The 20,374-nt window shown below is 74.7% G+C and carries 18 protein-coding genes; 4 read left to right on the top strand and 14 right to left on the bottom strand.

Annotation, left to right across the window (positions count from 1 at the left end; translation table 11 throughout):
• Positions 1-1,701, top strand: coding sequence for a serine/threonine-protein kinase (locus AB0881_RS30050; RefSeq protein WP_366622248.1), 1,701 nt, complete (start codon positions 1-3; stop codon positions 1,699-1,701).
• Between the two features lie 44 nt (positions 1,702-1,745).
• Positions 1,746-3,179, top strand: coding sequence for a protein kinase (locus AB0881_RS30045; protein ID WP_366622246.1), 1,434 nt, complete (start codon positions 1,746-1,748; stop codon positions 3,177-3,179).
• A gap of 54 nt (positions 3,180-3,233) precedes the next feature.
• On the opposite strand, the gene AB0881_RS30040 is transcribed toward AB0881_RS30045, so the two are convergent.
• The 6 genes from AB0881_RS30040 to AB0881_RS30015 form a co-directional block, all read right to left on the bottom strand.
• Positions 3,234-3,860 carry a response regulator gene (locus AB0881_RS30040; RefSeq protein WP_366622245.1) on the bottom strand — a complete coding sequence of 209 codons (627 nt, stop codon included), beginning with the start codon at positions 3,858-3,860 and terminating at the stop codon, positions 3,234-3,236.
• 103 nt (positions 3,861-3,963) lie between these two features.
• Complete coding sequence (locus AB0881_RS30035) at positions 3,964-4,629, bottom strand: response regulator transcription factor (protein ID WP_366622243.1); 666 nt, start codon at positions 4,627-4,629, stop codon at positions 3,964-3,966.
• Positions 4,626-5,954, bottom strand: a complete 1,329-nt coding sequence (locus tag AB0881_RS30030; protein ID WP_366622241.1) for a sensor histidine kinase — start codon at positions 5,952-5,954, stop codon at positions 4,626-4,628. The genes AB0881_RS30035 and AB0881_RS30030 overlap by 4 nt, the downstream gene beginning before the upstream one ends.
• Before the next feature lie 124 nt (positions 5,955-6,078).
• Positions 6,079-6,954, bottom strand: a complete 876-nt coding sequence (locus AB0881_RS30025) for a cytochrome P450 (protein ID WP_366622239.1) — start codon at positions 6,952-6,954, stop codon at positions 6,079-6,081.
• Between the two features lie 62 nt (positions 6,955-7,016).
• Positions 7,017-7,667: a response regulator transcription factor gene (locus AB0881_RS30020; RefSeq protein WP_366622238.1), complete on the bottom strand. Its 651-nt coding sequence runs from the start codon at positions 7,665-7,667 to the stop codon at positions 7,017-7,019.
• A 51-nt stretch (positions 7,668-7,718) separates the two neighbouring features.
• Positions 7,719-8,468, bottom strand: a complete 750-nt coding sequence (locus tag AB0881_RS30015; protein WP_366622236.1) for an ATP-binding protein — start codon at positions 8,466-8,468, stop codon at positions 7,719-7,721.
• Positions 8,469-8,777: 309 nt separating this feature from the next.
• Between AB0881_RS30015 and AB0881_RS30010 the strand changes: the two genes are divergently transcribed.
• Together AB0881_RS30010 and AB0881_RS30005 are read left to right on the top strand one after the other, a co-directional pair.
• Positions 8,778-10,343: a Rieske 2Fe-2S domain-containing protein gene (locus AB0881_RS30010; RefSeq protein ID WP_366622234.1), complete on the top strand. Its 1,566-nt coding sequence runs from the start codon at positions 8,778-8,780 to the stop codon at positions 10,341-10,343.
• 102 nt (positions 10,344-10,445) lie between these two features.
• Positions 10,446-10,592 (top strand): hypothetical protein, encoded by a 147-nt coding sequence (locus AB0881_RS30005; RefSeq protein WP_366622232.1) that lies wholly within the window; start codon positions 10,446-10,448, stop codon positions 10,590-10,592.
• A gap of 28 nt (positions 10,593-10,620) precedes the next feature.
• On the opposite strand, the gene AB0881_RS30000 is transcribed toward AB0881_RS30005, so the two are convergent.
• Genes AB0881_RS30000 through AB0881_RS29965 form a run of 8 tightly spaced genes read right to left on the bottom strand, consistent with a single transcriptional unit; the run spans position 10,621 to position 20,020 of the window.
• The gene (locus AB0881_RS30000; RefSeq protein ID WP_366622230.1) at positions 10,621-11,535 is read right to left on the bottom strand and encodes a hypothetical protein; all 915 of its coding nucleotides are present in this window, start codon (positions 11,533-11,535) and stop codon (positions 10,621-10,623) included.
• A gap of 25 nt (positions 11,536-11,560) precedes the next feature.
• Positions 11,561-12,391, bottom strand: coding sequence for a sugar transferase (locus tag AB0881_RS29995; protein ID WP_366622228.1), 831 nt, complete (start codon positions 12,389-12,391; stop codon positions 11,561-11,563).
• Between the two features lie 5 nt (positions 12,392-12,396).
• Positions 12,397-13,728 (bottom strand): lipopolysaccharide biosynthesis protein, encoded by a 1,332-nt coding sequence (locus AB0881_RS29990; RefSeq protein WP_366622226.1) that lies wholly within the window; start codon positions 13,726-13,728, stop codon positions 12,397-12,399.
• Positions 13,725-15,050, bottom strand: coding sequence for an O-antigen ligase family protein (locus tag AB0881_RS29985; protein WP_366622224.1), 1,326 nt, complete (start codon positions 15,048-15,050; stop codon positions 13,725-13,727). Before AB0881_RS29985 ends, AB0881_RS29990 begins: the two co-directional genes overlap by 4 nt.
• 25 nt (positions 15,051-15,075) lie before the next feature.
• Complete coding sequence (locus AB0881_RS29980; RefSeq protein ID WP_366622222.1) at positions 15,076-16,272, bottom strand: glycosyltransferase; 1,197 nt, start codon at positions 16,270-16,272, stop codon at positions 15,076-15,078.
• A 40-nt stretch (positions 16,273-16,312) separates the two neighbouring features.
• Positions 16,313-17,470, bottom strand: coding sequence for an SDR family NAD(P)-dependent oxidoreductase (locus AB0881_RS29975; protein ID WP_366622220.1), 1,158 nt, complete (start codon positions 17,468-17,470; stop codon positions 16,313-16,315).
• Entirely contained in the window at positions 17,467-18,636 is a 1,170-nt protein-coding gene (locus tag AB0881_RS29970; protein WP_366622218.1) for a DegT/DnrJ/EryC1/StrS aminotransferase family protein, read from the bottom strand. The genes AB0881_RS29975 and AB0881_RS29970 overlap by 4 nt, the downstream gene beginning before the upstream one ends.
• A 4-nt stretch (positions 18,637-18,640) precedes the next feature.
• The gene (locus AB0881_RS29965) at positions 18,641-20,020 is read right to left on the bottom strand and encodes a hypothetical protein (RefSeq protein ID WP_366622216.1); all 1,380 of its coding nucleotides are present in this window, start codon (positions 20,018-20,020) and stop codon (positions 18,641-18,643) included.
• Positions 20,021-20,374 lie beyond the last annotated feature (354 nt).

The following is a 20,374-nucleotide window of genomic DNA, read 5'->3' as shown; positions in this document are numbered from 1 at the left end:
ATGTCGGACGGGGACGAATCGGCGCATGAGCGCCTGCTTGCTGGCCGCTACCGCCTCCTGTCGGTCGTCGGGCGCGGCGGAATGGGGACCGTCTGGCGGGCCCGGGACGAGATGCTCGGCCGCGAGGTCGCGGTCAAGGAGGTCCTGCTCCGCCACGAGCTGAGCGACGAGGAGCGCGCCGACCGGCACCGGCGCACGCTGCGCGAGGCCCGCGCGTCGGCCCGGCTGAACCATCCGGGCGTCGTGACCGTACACGATGTCGTGGACGAGGACGACCGCCCGTGGATCGTCATGGAGCTGGTCCGCGCCCGGTCCGTCCAGGAGGTCCTGGACCAGGACGGGCCGCTGCCGCCGGGCCGGGTCGCGGCGATCGGCCGGCAGGTCGTCGGCGCGCTGCGCGCCGCGCACGCGATCGGCATCCTGCACCGCGACGTGAAGCCCGCCAACGTGCTGCTCACCGACGACGACCGCGCGATCCTCACCGACTTCGGCATCGCCCAGGTCGAGGGCGACGCGACGCTCACCCAGACCGGGCTGCTGATGGGGTCGCCCGCGTACATGGCGCCCGAGCGGCTGAAGGGCGAGCGCGCGATCCCGGCGTCGGACCTGTGGGCGCTGGGCTCGACGCTGTACGCGGCGTGCGAGGGCAAGCCGCCGCACCACCGGTCCGAGGCGATGGCGGTGCTCGCCGCGGTGATGACGCTGGATCCGCCGCCGCCGCGCAACGCGGGGCCGCTCGGCCCCGTCCTGTACGGGCTGCTGCGGCGCGATCCGGTCGACCGGCTCCGGGCCGAGCAGGCCGAGGAGATGCTGGCCGCGGTCATGGCGGGGAGTCCCGTGCCGTCCGCGGCGGGCATGGCCGGGATCGCGGGCACGGCCGGCACGGCCGGCACGGCCGGTACGACGATGGGCCCGACGCCGACACCCACACCCACGCCCACGCCGGCGCCGCTGGAGGCGGCGGCGATGGAGCGGACGACCGGGGTGCCCGTCCCGGACCTGCCCACCCACGACGGCATGGGCCCGTACGACGGCCGGACTGCGCCCGGCACGGCGCCCGGGAAGCGCCGCTCGCCCGCGGTGATCATGCTGGTGGCGGCGGCCGCCGCGGCCGCGGTCACGGTGGTCGCCGGGCTGGTGGTCTTCTGGTCCGGGGACGACGGCGGCGGGGGCGGCCCGTTCGACGCCGCCAAGACTGCCCCGGGGCAGCGGTCCCCGGGCCAGGGCGGCACGGGCGGGGGACCCGTGAAGAGCCCGGCGGGCGCCGCGCCCGCCACGACCCTGCTGCCGCCGGGGTTCACGCGCGTGCGCGTCCACGGGTACTCGATCGGGGTGCCCGCCCACTGGACCCGCAAGGAGCAGGGCAACAGCACGCTGTGGCTGGATCCGGACTCCGACGCCTACGTCCAGGTCGACCGCACGTTCTGGACCGGCGACCCGTACGCCCACTGGACGCAGTGGGACCGGGAGGTGCGGGCGAAGGGCTCGCTCGCCGGATACCGGCGCATCGACCTGCGCAGGACCAGGGTCGGCCAGCGGCCCGCCGCCGACATCGAGTTCACCTGGAGCAGGTTCCGGGCCGTCGACCGCGGGGTGATCGCGGGCGGCCGCCCGTTCGCGGTGCTGGTCGCGGTTCCGGCGGGCCAGTGGAATCAATACCAGCGGACCGTGAACAATGTCCTCGACACGTTCCAGCCGTGAACGTGGTCTAGGCAGCGCCGCGCGACACGGGGGACCATTGAGATATGGCTGAGGGTCATCTGCTCGCCGGCCGGTACCGGCTGGACGCGGTGGTCGGCCGTGGCGGCATGGGCACGGTCTGGCGCGCCTATGACGTGATGCTCGACCGCGAGGTCGCGGTCAAGGAGGTGGTGCTGCCGCCCGGGCTGGGCCCGGACGAGCACGAGCTGACCTACAAGCGCACCTTCCGCGAGGCCCGGGCCTCCGCCCGGCTCAACCATCCCGGCGTCGTCACCGTCCACGACGTCGTGGAGGAGGCCGACCGGCCGTGGATCGTGATGGAGCTGGTCCACGCCCGCTCGCTCCAGGACGTGCTGGAGGAGGGGCTGCTGGAGCACCGGCGGGTCGCGGAGATCGGCCTGCAGATGCTCGGCGCCCTGCGGCACGCGCACGAGAAGGGCATCCTGCACCGCGACGTCAAGCCCAGCAACGTGCTGATCACCGACGCCGGCCGGGTGGTCCTCACCGACTTCGGCATCGCCCAGGTCGAGGGCGACGCCACCCTCACCCAGACCGGCCTGGTCATGGGGTCGCCCGCGTACATCCCGCCGGAGCGCGCCCAGGGCGAGCGGGCGGTGCCGGCGTCCGACCTGTGGGCGCTCGGGGCGACGATGTACGCCGCGCTGGAGGGCCGGTCGCCGTACGAGCGCTCCGACGCGATGTCGTCGCTCCAGGCCGCGCTGATCGAGCCCGTGCCGCCGCCGCGCAACGCCGGGCCGCTGCGCGCGGTGCTGGACGGGCTGCTCGCCCGCGAGCCCGCCCGCCGGATCACGGCCGCGCAGGCCGAGCCCATGCTGGACCGGGTGGCCACGATGCCCCGGCCGGTCGCGCCGCCGCCCCCGCCGCCGCGGCCGCGCACGGACGAGACGTTGCTGGACGAGCCCCTGCGCGCCTACGAGCAGACGGTCGTGGACGAGCCCGCCGACACCATCCTCGACTCGGCCGAGTTCGAGGAGATCACCCGGCCGGATTCGGGCACCGGCTCGGCGTCGCACGCCCCGCCGGGCCCGCCGCCTCCGGCCCCGCCCTCCCGGCCGCCGACCGGGCCGCCGGCACGGCCACAGGCAGGGCCGCCCTCGCGCCCTTCCCAGTACGGGCGGCCGGAGGAGCCGCGCACGCTGCTGGAGACCGAGTGGGCGCCGCCGCCCGAGCATGGCAACCGCGCGCCGGGCGGCCAGGTTCCGGGGGCGGGCGCGCCGCAGACGCCGCCGCCGTGGGAGCAGCCCGCGCAGTCCCGGCAGTGGCAGCAGCCGCGGCCGCCGACGCCGGTGCTGAGCCCGCGCGAGAAGGAGCGCCGCAAGACCATCGTCATCGTCACGATCGCGGTGATCCTGGTGGTCGCCGCGGTGCTGGGCGGGGCGCTGATCATCCGAATGAAGATCAACGGCGGTGCGGGCGCCGCCGGCGAGGTCCGGGTGGAGGCCGTCCGCGGCGCCTGACAGGCGGTCCCCGCCGGCCGGCCGCGACCTGCGGCGGCCGGTGGCGGCGGGGGCTCAGTTGCCGGCGATGAGGGCGTTCAGGGCCAGCCGCAGGTCGGCGACGTGCGCGTCCAGCTCCTCCAGCGCCGGGCCGGCCGGGCCGCCGGTGCCGCCGCGCAGCCGGGCGACGTCGTCCTCGACCCGGATCATCCGGTCGTCCAGCGTCTTGAGGATCTGCTCGCCGGTGCCGGACGCGCCGTCCTCGTCGTCGTCCAGCGCCTGCCGCAGCAGCGCGGCCTGCTGCCGCAGCTGGAGCGTGCGGCGGTGCAGATCGACGAAGATCGATACCTTGGCGCGCAGCAGCCAGGGGTCGAACGGCTTGGTCAGGTAGTCGACCGCGCCCGCCGCGTACCCCTGGTACGCCTGCTCGCCGGCCTCGCCCGCCGCGGTCAGGAAGATGATCGGGATGTCCCGGGTCCGGGGCCGGCTCTTGATGTGCCCGGCGGTCTCGAACCCATCCATGTCGGGCATCACCACGTCGAGCAGGATGAGCGCGAACTCGTCGTTCAGCAGCTCCTTGAGCGCGGCCCGGCCCGAGGAGACGGAGACCACCTCGACCGGGAGCGCGTCGAGGACGGCCGCGAGGGCCACGAGGTTCTCCTCGCGGTCGTCCACGGCCAGGATCTTCGTGGCGTGCGGCACCGGCTCCTCCGCGCGTCGGTCAAGGCCTGTCGTGCGCCAACCCTGCCATGCCCGTGCCCGGCGCGACCAGGGAACGGCGCCGAATCAGCATAGAGGGCGGCCGTCAGGACAGCCATCCGGGCTTCACCAGCCCGGATTCGTACGCGAACACGACCAGCTGGGCGCGGTCGCGGGCGCCGAGCTTGACCATCGTCCGGCTCACATGGGTCTTGGCGGTCGCCGGGCTCACCACCAGCCGGGTCGCGATCTCCTCGTTCGTCAGCCCCTCGCCGACCAGCGTCATCACCTCGCGCTCGCGCTCGGTGAGGGCGTTGAGGCGGGGCGAGGGCGCGGGCTCCTTGGCCCGGGTGGCGAACTCGGCGATCAGCCGCTTGGTCACGCTCGGCGACAGCAGCGCGTCGCCCGCCGCCACCGCCCGCACGGCGTGGATCAGCTCGACCGGCTCGGTGTCCTTGACCAGGAACCCGCCGGCTCCGCCGCGCAGCGCCTCGAACACGTACTCGTCCAGTTCGAACGTCGTGAGGATGACGATCCGGACGCCGTCCAGCCGCTCGTCGGAGGCGATCCGGCGGGTGGCCTCCAGGCCGTCCAGGCCGGGCATCCGGATGTCCATCAGGATCACGTCGGGACGCAGCCGGCGGGCCTGCGCGACCGCCTCCTCGCCGTCGCTCGCCTCGCCCACCACCTCGATGTCGGCCTGGGCGTCCAGGAGCGCCCGGAACCCCGCGCGGACCAGGACCTGGTCGTCGGCCAGCAGGACCTTGATCATTCCGTGTCTCCCTCGCCCGTGGGCCCGGCGCCGGGGGGCGCCTCGGTGGCCGGCAGCGTCGCGCTCACCCGGAACCCGCCGCCCGGCCGCGGCCCGGCCTCGAACGTGCCGCCGAGCGCCGCGGCGCGCTCGCGCATGCCGTTGATCCCGCTGCCGCCCGGATGGTCGTCCAGCAGCGACACGCCCTGGCCGTCGTCCTCGACCTGGACGGCGACCTCCCGCTCACCGTAGGCGATCCGGAGCCGGGCCGTCACCGGCCCGGGACCCGCGTGCCGGGTGATGTTCGTGAGCGACTCCTGGACGATCCGGAACGCGGCCAGGTCGGTGCCGGCCGGCAGCGGCCGCCGCTCCCCGGTGATCTCCGACTCCACCCGCAGCCCCGCCGACCGGGCCCGGCCGAGCAGCTCGTCCAGCCGGGCCAGGCCGGCGGTCGGGGAGCGCGGCGCGCTCTCGCCCTGCGAGCGCAGCACCCCGATCACCGACCGCATCTCGGTGAGCGCCTCCTTGCTGGCCTCCTTGATCGCGGCCAGCGCGGTGCGCGCCTGGTTCGGATCGTCGTCGATCAGGTGCAGCGCCACCCCGGCCTGCACGTTGATCATCGAGATGTTGTGCGCCAGCACGTCGTGCAGCTCGCGGGCCATCAGCAGCCGCTCCTCGCTGGCCTGGCGGCGCTCCTCCTCGGCCCGGGTACGGGCCGCGGCGGCGGCCCGCTGCGCGCGCATCCTGACCAGCTCCCCGCTGATCAGCGCGATCAGCACCCACGCGACCGCGAACGCCGCGCCGCTCACCGACGGCTCCTCCACCGGGAACGGCGTGCCCGCCCGGCCGCGCTCCTCGAACGGCACGCCGATCACGGCGGTGAGCGCGAAGTACCCGGCGACCGCGGCCGACGCGCCCGCCCACGCGGCAAGCCGGTGCCCGGCCACCACGGCGCCCACCAGCGCGATGGCCGCGGCGAACAGGCCGGGCCCGTACGTGTAGGCGCGCAGCAGGTAGACCAGCGTAACCGCGCCCACCCCCGCCAGCGTGAACACCGGGTGCCGGCGGCGCAGCAGCAGCAGCGCCGGGCCGCCCGCCAGCAGCGCGAACCCCAGCGGGTCGAGCGGCGTGCTGGTGTACCCGGGGTCGGGCTCGCGCCAGGGGCCGTGCGTCTCGTCCCACGACGGCGGGCCCTCCCAGGGGCCGCCGCGGCGCTCCCCGCTCTGCGCGCCCAGCGACCCGACGACCTGGACGAACGCGAGGAACGCCGGCACCAGCCAGACGGGCCACGTGCTCGGCAGCGGCAGGTGGGGCCTGACCTGCGCGCCCGGCGGGGAAGTGCTCATGCCTGCAAGTTAGGTCACCGGGCCCGGCGGCGGCGTCGGTCCGGGGGAGTGACCGGACCTACTCCCGCGGCGGTACGGGGCGGCCGCGGCCGCCATCGCGGGTCGGAGGCCGGGCATGGCGCGCTCACCCGCTCCACCGGACGGGCAGGCGCTCGAAGCCGTTCCGGGTGGTGGACCTCAGCCGGACGGGCTCGCCCGCCGGGACGAGGCGCCCGGGGCGCTCCAGGACGGCGGTGAGCAGCGCGCGCAGGTGGAGGCGGGCGAGCATGGCCCCCAGGCAGGCGTGCGGGCCGTGGCCGAGGGCGAGGTGGGGCCGCGCCCGGCCGCCGGGCCTGAAGCGGTCCGGGACGAACCGGTGCGGGTCGGGGAACGCGGCCTCATCGTGGCCGGCGGCGGTGAGCCAGAGCGACACCCGCTCCCCGGGCCGCAGCGGGACCCCGCCCATGATCGTCGGGCGGCGTACGGTGCGGCGGACGCACATGACCGGCGTCCACCAGCGCAGCGTCTCCTCGACGGCGGCGTCCAGGAGCCCCTCGTCGGCGCGGGCGGCCCGCAGCCGGGCGTACTGGTCGGGGGCGCGCAGCAGCGCGTACAGGCCGCCCGCGAGCGTGTTGCGGACGGTCTCGGGGAGGTCCGCGGCGACCCCGGCGGCGAAGTCGGCCGGGGCGTCGCCGGTGATCCGGGCCAGCAGGGCGCGGGCCGGCGGCTCCATGTCGATCATCGCGGCGTCCGGCTCGGGCGGGCCGGCGGACGTCCCGTGCGGCCCGGCGCCGGGCTCGGGCGCGAACAGCTCCGGGTGGGCGAGCGCGTGCCGGACGTCGGCGTACCGCAGCACCGCCCACGAGCCCGGCCCGCCCGCGCCGCGCTCGTCCAGCCAGGTGACCGGGGTGCGGGCGCGCAGCCGGTCCAGGAGGTCGTACGGCACGCCGCGGGCGTAGGTGTCCGGGCAGGCCAGCGCCTCCGCCCCGGCGACCGGCCGGGCGCCTCGCCGCTGCGGCATGGACTCCCTCCCGTTCGCCGTGTCGCCCTGTGTCCCCCCGCGTCCCCCCGTGTCCCTCTTCTTCAGCCCGCGAGCCATTCCCCGGTCTCGACGCTCACCAGCCCGTGCCGCGCCGCCTCGATGACCGCCTCCCGCTGCGAATGCACCCCGAGCTTGCTCAGCACGCTCTGGACATGGCTGCGGGCGGTGCTGCGGGTCACGCCCATCGCCTTGGCGAGCGCCTGGGTGGACTCGCCGCGCGCCAGCCGGGTCAGCACCTCGCGCTCGCGCGGGGTGAGGAACCGCGCCACCTGCCGCGCCTGGCTGTGCGCCCGGTCGCCGCCGCCGCGCCGGGCGGCCCGGTCGACGACGATCTCGCCGGCCTCGACCCTGCGCAGCACCGCCAGGACGTCGCCGGCCTGCTGGCCCTTGTGCGCGAAGCCGTGCACCCCCGCCGCGAGCCCCGCGTCCAGCACCCGCTGCTCCAGGAACCCGGTCAGCACCACGAACCGCGCGTCCGGGGCCGCGGCGCGCAGCCGCGGCATCCAGTCCAGCGCGGTGCCCGCCGGGAACCGCAGGTCGATCAGGCAGACGTCCGGCGGGTCGGCGCGCAGCATCGGCAGCGCCTCCTCCGGCGAGTACGCGACGCCCACGACGGCGTGCCCCGCGTCCGCCAGCACCAGCGACAGCGAGTCGGCGAAGACCGCATGGTCGTCGCACACGAGAACCCTCATGGACAGACCCTCATAAACCAGCCCTCATAAACGAACCTTCATGGACGAACCTCAGGGATGCGGCCGCCAGTCGTCGGCGGTGACGGCGGCCGGGACGGCCTCGGGCGGCGGGGCGGACGGCAGCAGGATGCGGACCCGGGCGCCGCCCATCGCGCCGGTGCGGATCTCCAGCCCGCCGCCGTACTCGGAGATCAGGTCGTGCACGATGCCGAGGCCGAGCGAGGCCAGCCCGCCCGAGCCGGCGCCGAAGCCGGGCCCGTCGTCGTCGACCTGCACGGCGACCCAGCCGCGGTCGGCGGCGACCTGGACGTCCACCCGCCCGGCCGCGACCCGGCAGGCGTTGTCGAGCACGTTGCGCAGCGCGCGCCACAGCGCCACCGGGTCCATGTGCGCCCACGCCTCGCCGCCGGTGAGGCTGACCTCGTGCGGGGTGGCGAGCCGCATGCCGGTGACGACCTCGGCGGTGAGGTCGTCCACCCGGATGCGCTCGGGCAGCGGGCGCTCGTGCTCGCCCGCGCCGCCTGTGCCGCCTGTGCCGCCTGCGTCGTCGCCGTCGAGCCTGCGCAGCAGGTGGTCCAGCCAGCGGGTCTCGCCGAGCAGCTGCTCGACCCGCTCGCGGCTGGTGGCCCCCACGTCGTCGGCGACCGCGACCGCCGAGGCCAGCATGATGATCGTGCCGAGTTCGTGGCGGATGTCGTGCCGCAGCCGCCGCCGCCACAGGCCCGGATCGCCGCCGGCGGCGGCTCCGGAGCGGGCCGGCGCGGCCTGGTCGAGGCCGTGCGTCGCGACATGTGCGGGCATGTCGAACGGAGATGACCGAGACTGCCCGTTGTTCATGGAAGGACCCCCGTCCGGTAATACCAGCACCGTGACGACGGTCACTCGCGAACGTTCTCTTGTCCAGGTCGCCGACCGCGACAGACGGGTCACTGACCGGAAGTGGACATGCTTATCCGGCGGCGTAAACCGGGGCCTTTGCCGGTACGTCTGTAAGGGTCGTACTAACTGGATTGTCGGCCGCCGGACCGGCATTTCTTTCATACCTACGGCGTAGCCGTCTTGCGCATTCCGGTGGGTGTGATCGGGGACGCGGGGAGGGATCGTCGGGGCATGCCTGCGATCACCTTTCTCGGACATGCCGGAGTGGCGGTACGCGCGGGCGCGTTCCGCCTGCTCGCGGATCCCTGGCTCGCCACGTCGGGGGCCTTCCTCGGGGCCTGGCACCAGTATCCGAGGAACGATCACCTCGACCCCGGCGCGCTGGCGGACGCCGACTGGGTCGCCGTATCGCACGAGCACCTAGATCATTTCGATCCCTGGTTCATCGAGCGGCTCTCCGTGCGGACCCGTATCCTCATTCCTCGCTATCCGGGGCCCGCGTTCAGAGAACGGATGGCGCGGGCCGCCGGTTCCCGCCAGGTAATCGAGATACCGCCGTGGGAGAAATTCCCACTCGACAATCACGGCTCCTGGCTGACCGTCATTCCGGAGCTCTCGCCGATGTGTCATGACGCGGCATTTCTCATCGTGGCGGACGGGCGCGCGGTGCTGCACTGCAACGACGCCCGGCTCACCGCCGCGCAGGTCCGCCGCGCCAAGCATCTGGCGGGCGGCCGGCTGGATCTGATGGCGCTGCAGAGCGCGGGGGCGTCATGGCATCCGATCTGCTACGAGTACCCGGCCGCCGAGATGGCGAAGATCTCCATGGACAAGCGGGTGGCGAAGCTGCGCGCGGTGCAGCGCCTGGTCAGGCAGGCCGCGCCGGAGCTGGCGGTGCCGTTCGCCGGGCCGCCGTGCTTCCTGGACGGCGAGGTCGGCCACCTCAACTGGGTGCTGGACCAGGAGGCCGGCGCGTTCTGCGATCCGGACGTGTCGGTGCGGTGGCTGAGCGAGCACCTGCCGGACCAGCGCTGGGACGCGTTCAAGCCGGGCGACGTCCTCGACCTGGACACCGGCGCGGTCACCCGCGACCCGGTCTCGGCGGCGTTCCGGTTCGACGACGCCTTCCGGAAGGGCTACCTGGAGCGGTACGCGGCCGACCGGGCGGCGGCGATCGAGGGCGTGCTGGCGGGGTTCCCGCATCCCGAGCCGGGGTTCGCGGACCGGTTCGCGGCGCATTTCCATGATCTGGGCGGGTTGAGCGAGTACTTCCGCACCAAGATCGACATGGTCGTCCGGTTCGAGGTGACCGGCCCGAACGGCGGGGTGTTCGACGTGGGCTTCTCGCCGGACGGCGTCACGGTGGCGGAGGCCGGGCCCGGCACCCGCGCGCACTACCGGATCACCACCGCGGGCCGCTGGGTGCGGGGGGTGCTGGACGGCCGGATCGCCTGGGAGGACCTGCTGATCTCGTTCCGGCTCAGCCTCTACCGCGACCCGGACGTCTACAACGACCATCTCGTCGGGCTGCTCAAGCACGCGAACGCCCCGGCGCTGCGGGCGGTCGAGGCGTACGAGACGGGCCGCGACGAGTCCGAGCGGATCATCGTGAAGTCGGGCGGCCGCACCTACGACATCCCGCGCTACTGCCCGCACGCGGGGGAGGACCTGGCGGTCGGCGCGATCGTCGACGGCGGGCTGGTGCACTGCCTGGCGCACAACTTCGCGTTCGACCTGGCGACCGGCGAGTGCGTGAACGCCCGCTGCGTCAACCTCGGCAGCCGGCCGGTCTCCTGATCCACATCGATACCGAATACTGACCGTTATTCCGTACGTACTCATATAAAGGCGTGCTAGCGTTTTTCAAGGTCATCCGGGGGTTTTGAAGGGGTTCGGGGAGTGCTGGGCAAGAAGAAGATCGGCCTGTGGGCCGCCGGTTTCGTCGTGGTCGTCGTGATGCTGGAGGTGCTGGCGCTCCAGCTCGGGTCGCTCCCCCTGGACATGCCGAATTCTCCCGCCCTGGCGGAGACCCCCGCACAGCCCTGAGCGGGCCGCCACCTCTACCGGACGTTCCCTACCGGACGTTCCGGGCCTTCATGATCGACTGTAGGTCGGGGTGGCCGCCGCCCGCGGCGTCCTTGAGGGTCGGGCACGCCCACCGCCCCTGGTGCCCCCACGAGTAGGCGATGTCCATCGGCGGGTTCGGGACGAGCCGGTCCCAGCGGTGCAGGATCTGCCGCATCTGGTCCTCGGTGGGCAGCCAGTACTGCTTGTCGCCGGTGGAGCAGCGCTGCCCGAACGTCTGGAACACCGGCACGACCAGCCGCCGCGGGATCCCCGCGGCGTCGGCCATCCGCACCATCCGGTCGATGGCGCCGATGTCGCAGCGGGACCGCGTCCGCGCCGAGCCCTTGCACGGGTACGGGTCCAGCCCGACCAGGTCCACGTTCACCTTCTCGGGCGTGACCGCCCGCATCGGCCAGTCGGTGAGCGAGATGAACGAGATCTGCCCCGGCGCCTCCCGCTCGATCAGGTCGGCCCGGCGCCGGATCTCGTCGGCGATCTCCGGGCACCGGCGCGGGTTGGGCTCGTCGGACAGGTACCAGCCGTACACCTTGGGATGGCGGGCCAGGCGCCGCACGGCCGCGGCGAAGTCGGCGTAGGAGTACTCGAACGGCTCGCAGGTGAAGTTGCCGACCCAGAGCATGGCCCGCATGCCGTCCGGGACGCCCTCGACCGAGGAGGGGTCGGGCTTGACGTCCACCAGGTCGTAGCCGAGCTCCCGCAGCCGCGGGTAGTCGGCCGGCTCGGTGTTGAGCGCGATGTTGAGCGTCCGCGGCGGCTCGGGGCGGGTCGCGCCGGGGGACGCCGGCGGCCCCGTGTACGGCTCGTGCCCGCCGGACGACCCGCGCTGCGCGTAGAGGAGGAATCCGGCGAGCAGGACGGCGCCGGCGACCACCGCCGCCGGGATCTTCAGTCGCGTGTCCATCGGCGTCTCCCCGTGCGGTCGGCGGTCAGGCGGCGGAGCCGGGCTCCTCGGCGGGCGGCTCGGTCACGGGAGCGGTCCGGGGCTGGGGCCGGGACTCGGGCCGGGACGGGGACGTGGACGCGGGCGGCCGGGACTTCGGCGCGGGCGGCGCGGCCGGGGTCACGTCCAGCGGCGGGATCGTGAAGCCGAGGATGTGCCGGACGGTGTCCCACAGCGCCCGGACCGTCGCCGCCATGGACGGGTCGCGCAGGTACACCGCGTCCACCGCGACCCGCGCCGGCACGATCCGCCGGATGTAGTTGACGAGATCGACCTCCTCGCCGGGCGGCAGCACGTCGAAGTCGCGGAAGCGGACCTCGGACAGCCCGGTCAGCCCGGGCCGGTGGTCGAAGATCCAGCGGGTGGCGGGGTCGTAGTGCACGGCCAGGTCGTACGTCTCCGGGCGCGGCCCGACCAGCGTCATCTGGCCGCGCAGCACGTTCACCAGCTGCGGCAGCTCGTCCAGCGACCACTCGCGCAGCACCTTGCCGATGCGGGTCAGCCGCGGGTCGCAGTTGGCGGTGACGGTGAGGCCGCCGACGCCCTGCCGCATCGTGCGGAACTTGTACATGGTGAACGGCCGCCCGCCCTGCCCGACCCGCGTCTGCCGGAAGACGCCGGGACCGGGGCTGGACGTGCGGACCAGCACGTACACCAGCAGCAGCGGGAAGCTGAGCAGGACCAGCCCGGCGAGCGCGCCGAGGACGTCCAGCACGCGCCGCGCGGTGGACGGGGCGACGCCGTCGGACGGGTCGACGGGGCGCGTCACGAGGTCCTGTCCGGGATCACGGCCGGGCTCGCGGTCGTGGGCGGCCATCGCGGTCACCCCTTCCTCTCGACATGGCGGAACCACGCCAGCAGCGCGACCGTGGTCGCGACGAACGACACCGCCGTGGCGATCGCGGCGCCGGACGCCTCGTACCGGGGGATCAGAATCACGCCCGCCACGACCACGACGACCAGCCCGATCGCCTGCCCGGCCGAGGCGGCGCCGGGGCGGCCGACGCCGTACAGATACGCCATGATCAGCCCGGTGACGCCGAACGTGACGACGCCGGCCAGCCGGATGTAGGTCGGCACCACCGCGTCGTCGAAGACCTCGCCGAACACCCACGGCAGCGCCGTCCCGGCGATCAGCGCGAGCGGCAGCGCGGCCAGCACCGAGATCCCCAGCGCGGGCAGGATGAGCCTGCGCGTACGGCGGGTGGCCTCGGCGCGGTCGTCGCGCGCGAAGTCCGGGTACAGGACGTAGTTGAGCGCCAGCCCGGGCAGCTGCACCAGCTCCGCGAACTTGCTCGCGACCGTGTAGACGCCCAGCACCTTCGGCCCGGCGAGCGCGCCGAGCAGCGCCATGTCGAAGCGCAGCTGGAGCAGGTCGATCAGCTGGCCGAGGTAGCCGCGCAGCCCGTACCCGGCGATGGTGCGGCCGAGTCGCGCGTCCGGCCGCCCCCAGCCGCGGAAGAAGCCGCGCCGGGCCAGCCGGACGATGATCCAGGCCGCCGCCGCCACGTCCGCCAGCACCAGCCCGGTGACCAGCGCGCCCGGCCCGTGCCAGGCGATCAGGATGGCCAGGTAGATCGGCAGGAACACGAACTCCTCGACCGTGATCGCGAGGCTGGCGCCGCGCATGTCGCCGGTCCCCTGGAGCAGCCCTTTGCCGACCGACACGAACCCCTGCGTGAACGTGGGCACGGTCGCCACCAGCGCCACCCAGTACCCGAAGGACTGGAAGAACGCCAGGTAGATCAGGGGGCTGAGGACGAGCCAGCCCGCCGCCCCGGTGAGCGCGCCGCCGACCGTGAGCCACGCGAGCGTGGGCCGCACCCGCGCCTGGTCGTACCCCCTGCCCGCGCCGTCGTGCCCGGCGAGGAAGTACGGCGCGGCGGCCGGGAGCCCGGCGTTGGACAGGTGGCAGGCCAGCCCGGGCAGGATCCGCACCAGCGTGAACGCCCCCACCAGGGCGGGCCCGCCGATCCGCGCCACCATGATCGTCGCGATTCCGAGCGAGGCGAGCGCGCCGACCCGGCCCGCCATGTTCCCGGCCATCAGCGTGGCGATGCGGCCGGTGATCGTGCGGGCGGGCGCGGCGGTGTGCTCGGTGGGCAGCACCGTGCCCGGCACGGCGTCGCCCGGCTTGGGACGCAGCTCGGTCATCGCGCCTCCTCCCGTACGGCGCCGCGGCGCCCGAAGACGTGCAGGGCGGCGATCAGGCCGAAGAACGCCCAGCCGTGCCGGTAGTGCAGGGTCTCGTAGAACAGCCCGGACACCAGGAACACCAGCACGAGCGCGCCGAACAGCTCGGGCCGCGGGACGGCGGCCGCGTACGCGGGGGCCAGCGCGTTCCGGCGGCCGATACGCAGGCAGTAGAGCAGCACGACGAACACCAGGCAGATCAGCGCGATCCCGCCGAGGAAGCCGCGTTCGAGCACCGCCGCGATGTAGTCGTTGTGCGCCTCGCGGACGTACGTCTCCTGGTTCTCGCGCATCGCGGACTCGGTGTGGCCGGCGCCGATGCCCCACGGATGGGTCTGCTCCTCGATCATCCGGAACGTGGTCGCGAACACCGTGCCGCGCGACTCGGTGCTCTCCCCGGTCGTCCGGCCGATCGAGTCGCGCAGGATGGGGGAGGCGGCGCTGGCCCGGTCCAGCAGCGGCTGGATGTCGATCTGGGTGAGCGCCGCGACCGCGCCGCCGCCCATGAAGACCACCAGCGACATGACGGCGACCGCGTGGTGCGCCTTCCCCTCGCGGAACAGCCGGAAGACGTACCCGGCGACGATCGCGACGCCGAGCGCGAGCGCGCCGCCGTTCGACCCGGTCAGCACCTCGGCCAGCAGCAGCACGCCGCAGAGCGCCCGGCGCCGCCACGGCGTCTCCGGGTAGCGGGCGGCGCGGGCGATGAAGAAGACGCAGATGAACCAGTTGGAGGCGTAGTTCGCGTCGCCGAAGGTGAACATCGCCCGCTCGCCGTCGACCTGCTTGCCCGACAGCAGATCGTTCCCGATCGCGAAGCCGAAGATCATGACGGCCGCGTAGAACGTCCCGATCAGCACCCAGGACCGGATCGCGAGCCGCAGGTGGCGGACGTCCCGGCCCAGGTTCGCGACGCAGACGCACCACAGCAGCACGAACAGGTCCTTGACCAGTGTGAGCGCGCCGACGTCGTTCACGATCGCGGCGATCCCGCCGGCGATGATCGTCAGCAGCGTGGGGATCAGGAACGGCCACCGCACCGCGTACCGGCGCGCCGCCGCCCAGGAGAACACGGTGAGCGTCAGGACGATCAGCGCCAGGTCGGGCAGGCCGGTGTTGCCGGGGCCGGGCGGCAGCCCGAACGGCATCAGCATCGGCAGCGAGGCGATGCTCCCGACCAGCACGAACCCCACCAGCGGCCACCGGCGGCGCGGCTCCGGCGCCTTCCGCGCGCTCTCGGCGGCGGGCGCGGCGGCCGGTGCCTCGGCGACGGTCGCGGTCATGGTCCCTCCTCGCTGCTCGGGCCGGTCACGCCCGGTACGGCCGCTCGGACGCCCCCCGGTAGGTGGCGTCGAGCACCTCGCCCAGGTACTCGGGGGAGAACCAGCCGCCGACCCGTTCCCGCGCGCGCTCGGCCATGCGCGCGGCGGCCACCGGGTCGTCCAGCAGGTGCGCGACGGCGGCCGCGAGCCCGGCCGGGTCCTCCGGCCGTACGAGCAGCCCCGTCTCGCCGGCCAGCACGAGGTCCTGGTTGGACGGGACGGCCGTCGCGACCAGCGGGATCCCGGCGCCGATCGCCTCGACCAGCACGCACGGCAGGCCCTCCCAGCGGCTGGCCATCGCCATCAGGTCGAACGCGGGCAGCACGGCGGCCACGTCGTCGCGGTGGCCGAGCCAGCGCATCCGGTCCCCGACGCCGAGCCGCGCCGTCAGCCTCTCCAGCTCGCCCGCCATCGCGCCGCCGCCGACCCACAGCCCGAACACGTCCTCGGGCAGCCGCGCCAGCGCCCGCACGAAGATCTCCGGGCCCTTCTGGAACGTCAGCCGCCCGATCGAGCCGACCACCTTCACGCCCAGCGGCAGGTCCAGCCGGCGCCGGGCCTGCGCGCGCGAGCCGGGCGCGGTGGCGTAGGCGGCCACGTCCACCGCCGGCCACGACAGCCGGATCCGCTCCGGCGTGGCCAGGCCCAGCCGCAGCGCCGTCGTGACCGTCTCCGAGCCGATCGCCAGGAACGCGTCGGTGTGCTTGGCGGCGACCCGTTCCAGCCGGATGTAGGCGTACCGCCGCGCCCGGGACTGGAACTCGTTGAACGGGAAGCCGTGCCAGGTGTGCACGATCCGCGGCACCCCGGCGCGCGCCGCCGCGATCCGGCCGATCACCCCGCCCTTGGCGCTGTGCGTGTGGACGACGTCGTACCGCCCCTCGGCCAGCACCCGCGTCAGCGTCCGCAGCGCGGCCCGGTCGTCGCGCGGCGAGATCTGCGGGACGAGCGGCCCCACCTGGACGATCTCCATCCCGGCCGCGTGCGCCCGCGGCGTCAGGTCCCCGGCGGCGGCGTGCGCGACGGCGTCCTCGCCGTACCGGACCTCCGCCAGGCTCCCGGCGGCCTCGCTGTCCATGCCGACGCCGCCGGTGACGATCGCGCGCTCGTACCCGGACGGGTCCAGGGCCAGCGCGCCGTTCAGCGCCACCTGGCCGGCGCCGCCGTTGAAACGGGTGATCACCGTGGCGACCCTGAGCTTGCGGCTCGACCTCACGAGAACCTCACCACCACTTCCGGTACGCGGGGCGGTACTCGGGCAGCAGCCGGCGCAGCAGCAGCCGCACCTCGGCGGCGTCGCCGCGGCCGGCCGCCGCGCCCAGCGCGTCCAGCAGCCGCGGCAGCCCGGCGGGCGGCGGCGCGGGACGGGTGCCCCAGATCTTGGGATGGGCGGTGCGCAGCCGCCGCTCGGAGTCGGCGAACGCCTTCTCGGCGAGCTTCTCGCCCGGCCCGAGCCCGCTGAACCGGATCGTCACCTCCGGCAGCCGCAGCTGCGCCGCGTACCGGTGCACCAGTTCGATCACCGGGACCGGGCTGCCCATGTCGAGCGCGAACGTCTCGGCCTCCTCCGACAGCGCCGCCACCTCCAGCAGCAGCCCCGCGGCCTCGTCCACCGTCATGAAGTGCCGCGCCGCCTCCGGATGGGCGAGGACGACGGCCTCGCCGGCCGAGATCCGGCCCGCCAGCGCGGTGAGCAGCGGGCCCTGCGCGCCGATCACGGTCCCGACCCGTACCGCCGCGAACCGGGTCGGGCCGGGCGTGGCGGTACGGAGCAGCAGCTCGCCGAGCCGCAGCGTCGCGCCGAGCACCGAGGTCGGCTCCGCCGCCTTGTCCGACGAGACGAGCACGAGCCGCTCCGCGCCGTGGCGGACGGCGCCGTCCACCAGGTTCCGGGTGCCGAGCACGTTGTCGGCCACCCCCGCGCACGGGTCCTCCTCCACCTCGGCCAGCTCGTTCTGGCCGGCGGTGTGGAAGACCAGCGCGGGCCGCGCCGCCCGCAGGATCCGGTCCACCCGGCCGCGGTCGCGGACGTCGGCGCGGGCCGGCACCACCCGGTCGGCGCCGAGCCGGCCGGCCAGCTCGCGGGCCAGCCCGTCCAGCCGCGCCGCGTCCCGGTCGACCAGGAACAGCCCGGCCGGATCGAGCCGCTCGATCCGGCGGCACAGCGCCGCGCCGATCGTCCCGCAGGCCCCGGTGACCAGCACCCGGCGGCCGGCGACCAGGCGCTGGCCGCGCCGCCCGGCCACCGCGACCTCGGCCCGCCCCATCAGCACGGCCATCGCGCCGGCCTCCGGGGCGGCCGCCGGGTCGGCCATCGGGTCGGCCGCGGCGTCGGGCGGCGGTACGGGACGGCGGGGCCGCGGCAGCAGGCGCACGGTCATCCCCGGGACCGCAGCGCCCCGGCGAGGGCCGCGGCCACCCGCTCCAGCCCGTCGTCCGGCAGCCCCGGGTAGAGGGGGAGCGACAGCAGCTCCTCGGCGACCTCGTCGGTCACCGGCACGCTGCCGCACTCCTCCTCGCCCAGGATCTCCCGGTACGCGGTCATATGGCTGGCGGGGATGAAATGGACCGACGTGGCGACGCCGGCCGACTCCAGCTCGGCGATGATCGCGTCCCGGTCCGGCACCCGCACCTGGTAGAGGTGCCAGGCGTGCTGGACGCCGTCCAGCTCCCGCTGCGGCACGACCAGACCGGGCAGGCCGCGCAGCGCCTCGTCGTACCGGGCGACCAGCTCGGCCCGCCTGCGCTGCCACCCGGGAAGCGCCGCCAGCTGGGCCCGCCCGATGGACGCCTGGATGTCGGTCATGTTGGCCTTGAGCCCCAGGTTCCTGACGTCGTACCGCCAGCTGCCGCCCGGCAGGTAGCGGCGCCACGAGTCCTTGCTCATCCCGTGCAGGCGCGTCGCCCGGATCCGGTCCGCGAAGTCCCCGTCGCTGGTCGCGACCGCGCCGCCCTCGCCGATCGGCATGTTCTTCGTCGCGTAGAAGCTGAAGCACGCCGCGTACGAGGAGGAGCCGACCGGGGCGCCGCCGCGCGCCGCGCCCGGTCCGTGCGCGGCGTCCTCGACCACCTGCGTCCGGTCCAGCCCCGCTGCCTCCGCGAGCGCCGCCACATCGACCGGGTAACCGCCCTGGTTCTGCACGACCATCGCCGCCGGCCGCACCCGCGCCGCCGCCGCGGCGACCGTCGCCGGGCCCGGCACCAGCGTCCCCGCGTCGATGTCCACCAGCACCGGCCGGTGCCCGGCGTGCAGGATCGCGTTGATCGCGCCGCAGAACGTCAGGCTCGGCGTCAGCACCGCCGAACCGGGCGGCAGGTCCATCGCGCGCAGGCACAGCTCCAGCGCGGTCGTGCAGGAGGCCACCGCGACGACGTGCGCGGCGCCCAGATAGTCGGCGAAGTCCCGCTCGAACGCGGCGGTCTGCGGCCCCGTCGTCACCCAGCCCGAATCCAGCACCTTCACGACCGCCTCGGACACCTCGTCCGCGAACGAGGGAACGGTGAACGGGACGGTGCTCGACGCGGTGGCGGTCTGCTCTGCGGCCATGCGGCTACCCCTTGATCTTTCGCGTGGTGGCGACGACCCCGAGCAGCGGCCAGCCGGAGGCGGCGACCAGGTCGCGGACCGAGTCCATGCCCGCCACGCGGGTCACCGGACCCGCCACCGCGACCACGCCGACCTCGTCGTCGGCACCGGGATCGATGTCCTCGAAGGCGTGCACGTGGCACACGGCACGGGCGAGCACCTGCTGCCCGGACTCGGCGGGCTTCGCCACACCGGCGGACTTCTTGGAGATCACGGCCGTGCCCGCGCCCTTCGCGCCGGCCTTCACCACCGCCGACCCCTTGCCCTCGCCGCCCGCGGGTTCGCCGTCCCCGCCGTCCCCGCCGGGGGCGTCCCCGCTGGACCCGTTGGACGGCGGCGCCGCGGCCGCCACGCGGGCGCCGACGACCTTCGTGTCGTCCCCGTACACGGCGGCCGCGACCCGCGAGACCAGCTCCGGCGGCAGCGGCCCGCCCGCCCCGACCAGCGCGACCTTGCCCGTCCCCGCCCGCCGCGCGGCCAGCCGCACCCGGCGGCCCAGATCCGCCAGCTCGGCGTCACCGCGATCCGCCCAGCCCAGCAGCGGCGCGCCCAGCCGGCGCGCGACCCGCGCCTGCCCCGGAACCGTCGGCCGGAACATCTCGACCACGACCGCGACCAGGATCCCGAACACCAGCCCCACCAGGCCCGCGATCGCCGCCATCATCAGCGCCGGATTGCTCCGCGGCGCCAGCACCGCCGGCTGCACCACCGACGCCGTACCGGTCGTCGACAGCTGCGTCCGCAACTCGCTGCGGCTCGTCCGCAGATCGCTCAACTCCGCCGCGACCCGCTCCCGCTCGTTCGCCGCCCCGATGTCCGGCACCGGCACCGCACCCGCCCGCCGCGACAGCGGCCCGAGCTCCTTCTCCAGCTCCCGGATCCGCTTCTCGATCGTCGCCAGCTGCGCCGTGATCGCGCCCTGGTTGGACTGGTTGATCTCGGCGACCACGGCCCGGCCGATCGCGTCCGTCAGCCGCCGCGCCACCACCGGATCCGCGTCCTCGACGGTCAACTCCACCACCGTCGACGTGCCCAGGCCCGCCACCGCCGTCCGCTTCGCCAGCTCCACCGGATCCCGGACGACCCGCTGCTCCCGCAGCACCCGATCCACCAGCGTCCGGCTCGTCGCGAACGCCTTCACCTGGCTCACCACGATGCTGACACCGGCGTCGCCCGCCGCCGCGTCCGTCGCACGGCTGCTCGCCTGGATCCGCGACGTGGCCGAATGCGGCGGCTCCTGACCGCCCATCACCAGCCCCACCAGCACCAGCGGCAGCAACGTCATGGCCAGCAGGAGCGCCCAGTAGCTGCGAACCACCCGCGCGGCGACTTCGTCGATCTCCACGATCTTCCTCCCGGCTTCGTCAGGCCGAGCGTAAGAACGCGCACCGCGGAGTGGATCGCCAAAGGAGACGAAGACCCGCTACGTCTAATTGTGGAGGGGCGACCCTCCACACCACCCGGGCCCGGGGTGGGCGCCCTGCGCTCGTTCCTCGCTCCGGGCACCCGCCCCGGGGCAGGGGACTCCGTCCCCCGCACCCCCTGCGAGGGACTCCGTCCCCTCGACCCCTTTGGGACTTCGTCCCCTCGGCCCCTCATTGTGGAGGGGCGACCCTCCACACCACCCGGGCCCGGGGCGGGGGCCCCGCGCTCGGTGCTCGCGCCGGGCGCCCCCCCCCGGGGGGCGGGGGGGCGGGGC

The organism is Spirillospora sp. NPDC029432, assembly GCF_040703975.1.
Taxonomy (GTDB): domain Bacteria; phylum Actinomycetota; class Actinomycetes; order Streptosporangiales; family Streptosporangiaceae; genus Spirillospora.
Note: the sequence above shows the minus strand (reverse complement) of the source record. Positions and strands in the feature narration are given on the sequence as shown.

What these genes read in the sequence shown, in the direction of transcription:
- AB0881_RS30050 (WP_366622248.1), top strand. Translation starts at nt 1, where the DNA reads ATGTCGGACGGGGACGAATCGGCGCATGAGCGCCTGCTTGCTGGCCGC.
- AB0881_RS30045 (WP_366622246.1), top strand. Translation starts at nt 1,746, where the DNA reads ATGGCTGAGGGTCATCTGCTCGCCGGCCGGTACCGGCTGGACGCGGTG.
- AB0881_RS30035 (WP_366622243.1), bottom strand. Translation starts at nt 4,629, where the DNA reads ATGATCAAGGTCCTGCTGGCCGACGACCAGGTCCTGGTCCGCGCGGGG.
- AB0881_RS30030 (WP_366622241.1), bottom strand. Translation starts at nt 5,954, where the DNA reads ATGAGCACTTCCCCGCCGGGCGCGCAGGTCAGGCCCCACCTGCCGCTG.
- AB0881_RS30025 (WP_366622239.1), bottom strand. Translation starts at nt 6,954, where the DNA reads ATGCCGCAGCGGCGAGGCGCCCGGCCGGTCGCCGGGGCGGAGGCGCTG.
- AB0881_RS30020 (WP_366622238.1), bottom strand. Translation starts at nt 7,667, where the DNA reads ATGAGGGTTCTCGTGTGCGACGACCATGCGGTCTTCGCCGACTCGCTG.
- AB0881_RS30015 (WP_366622236.1), bottom strand. Translation starts at nt 8,468, where the DNA reads ATGCCCGCACATGTCGCGACGCACGGCCTCGACCAGGCCGCGCCGGCC.
- AB0881_RS30010 (WP_366622234.1), top strand. Translation starts at nt 8,778, where the DNA reads ATGCCTGCGATCACCTTTCTCGGACATGCCGGAGTGGCGGTACGCGCG.
- AB0881_RS30000 (WP_366622230.1), bottom strand. Translation starts at nt 11,535, where the DNA reads ATGGACACGCGACTGAAGATCCCGGCGGCGGTGGTCGCCGGCGCCGTC.
- AB0881_RS29995 (WP_366622228.1), bottom strand. Translation starts at nt 12,391, where the DNA reads ATGGCCGCCCACGACCGCGAGCCCGGCCGTGATCCCGGACAGGACCTC.
- AB0881_RS29990 (WP_366622226.1), bottom strand. Translation starts at nt 13,728, where the DNA reads ATGACCGAGCTGCGTCCCAAGCCGGGCGACGCCGTGCCGGGCACGGTG.
- AB0881_RS29985 (WP_366622224.1), bottom strand. Translation starts at nt 15,050, where the DNA reads ATGACCGCGACCGTCGCCGAGGCACCGGCCGCCGCGCCCGCCGCCGAG.
- AB0881_RS29975 (WP_366622220.1), bottom strand. Translation starts at nt 17,470, where the DNA reads ATGACCGTGCGCCTGCTGCCGCGGCCCCGCCGTCCCGTACCGCCGCCC.
- AB0881_RS29970 (WP_366622218.1), bottom strand. Translation starts at nt 18,636, where the DNA reads ATGGCCGCAGAGCAGACCGCCACCGCGTCGAGCACCGTCCCGTTCACC.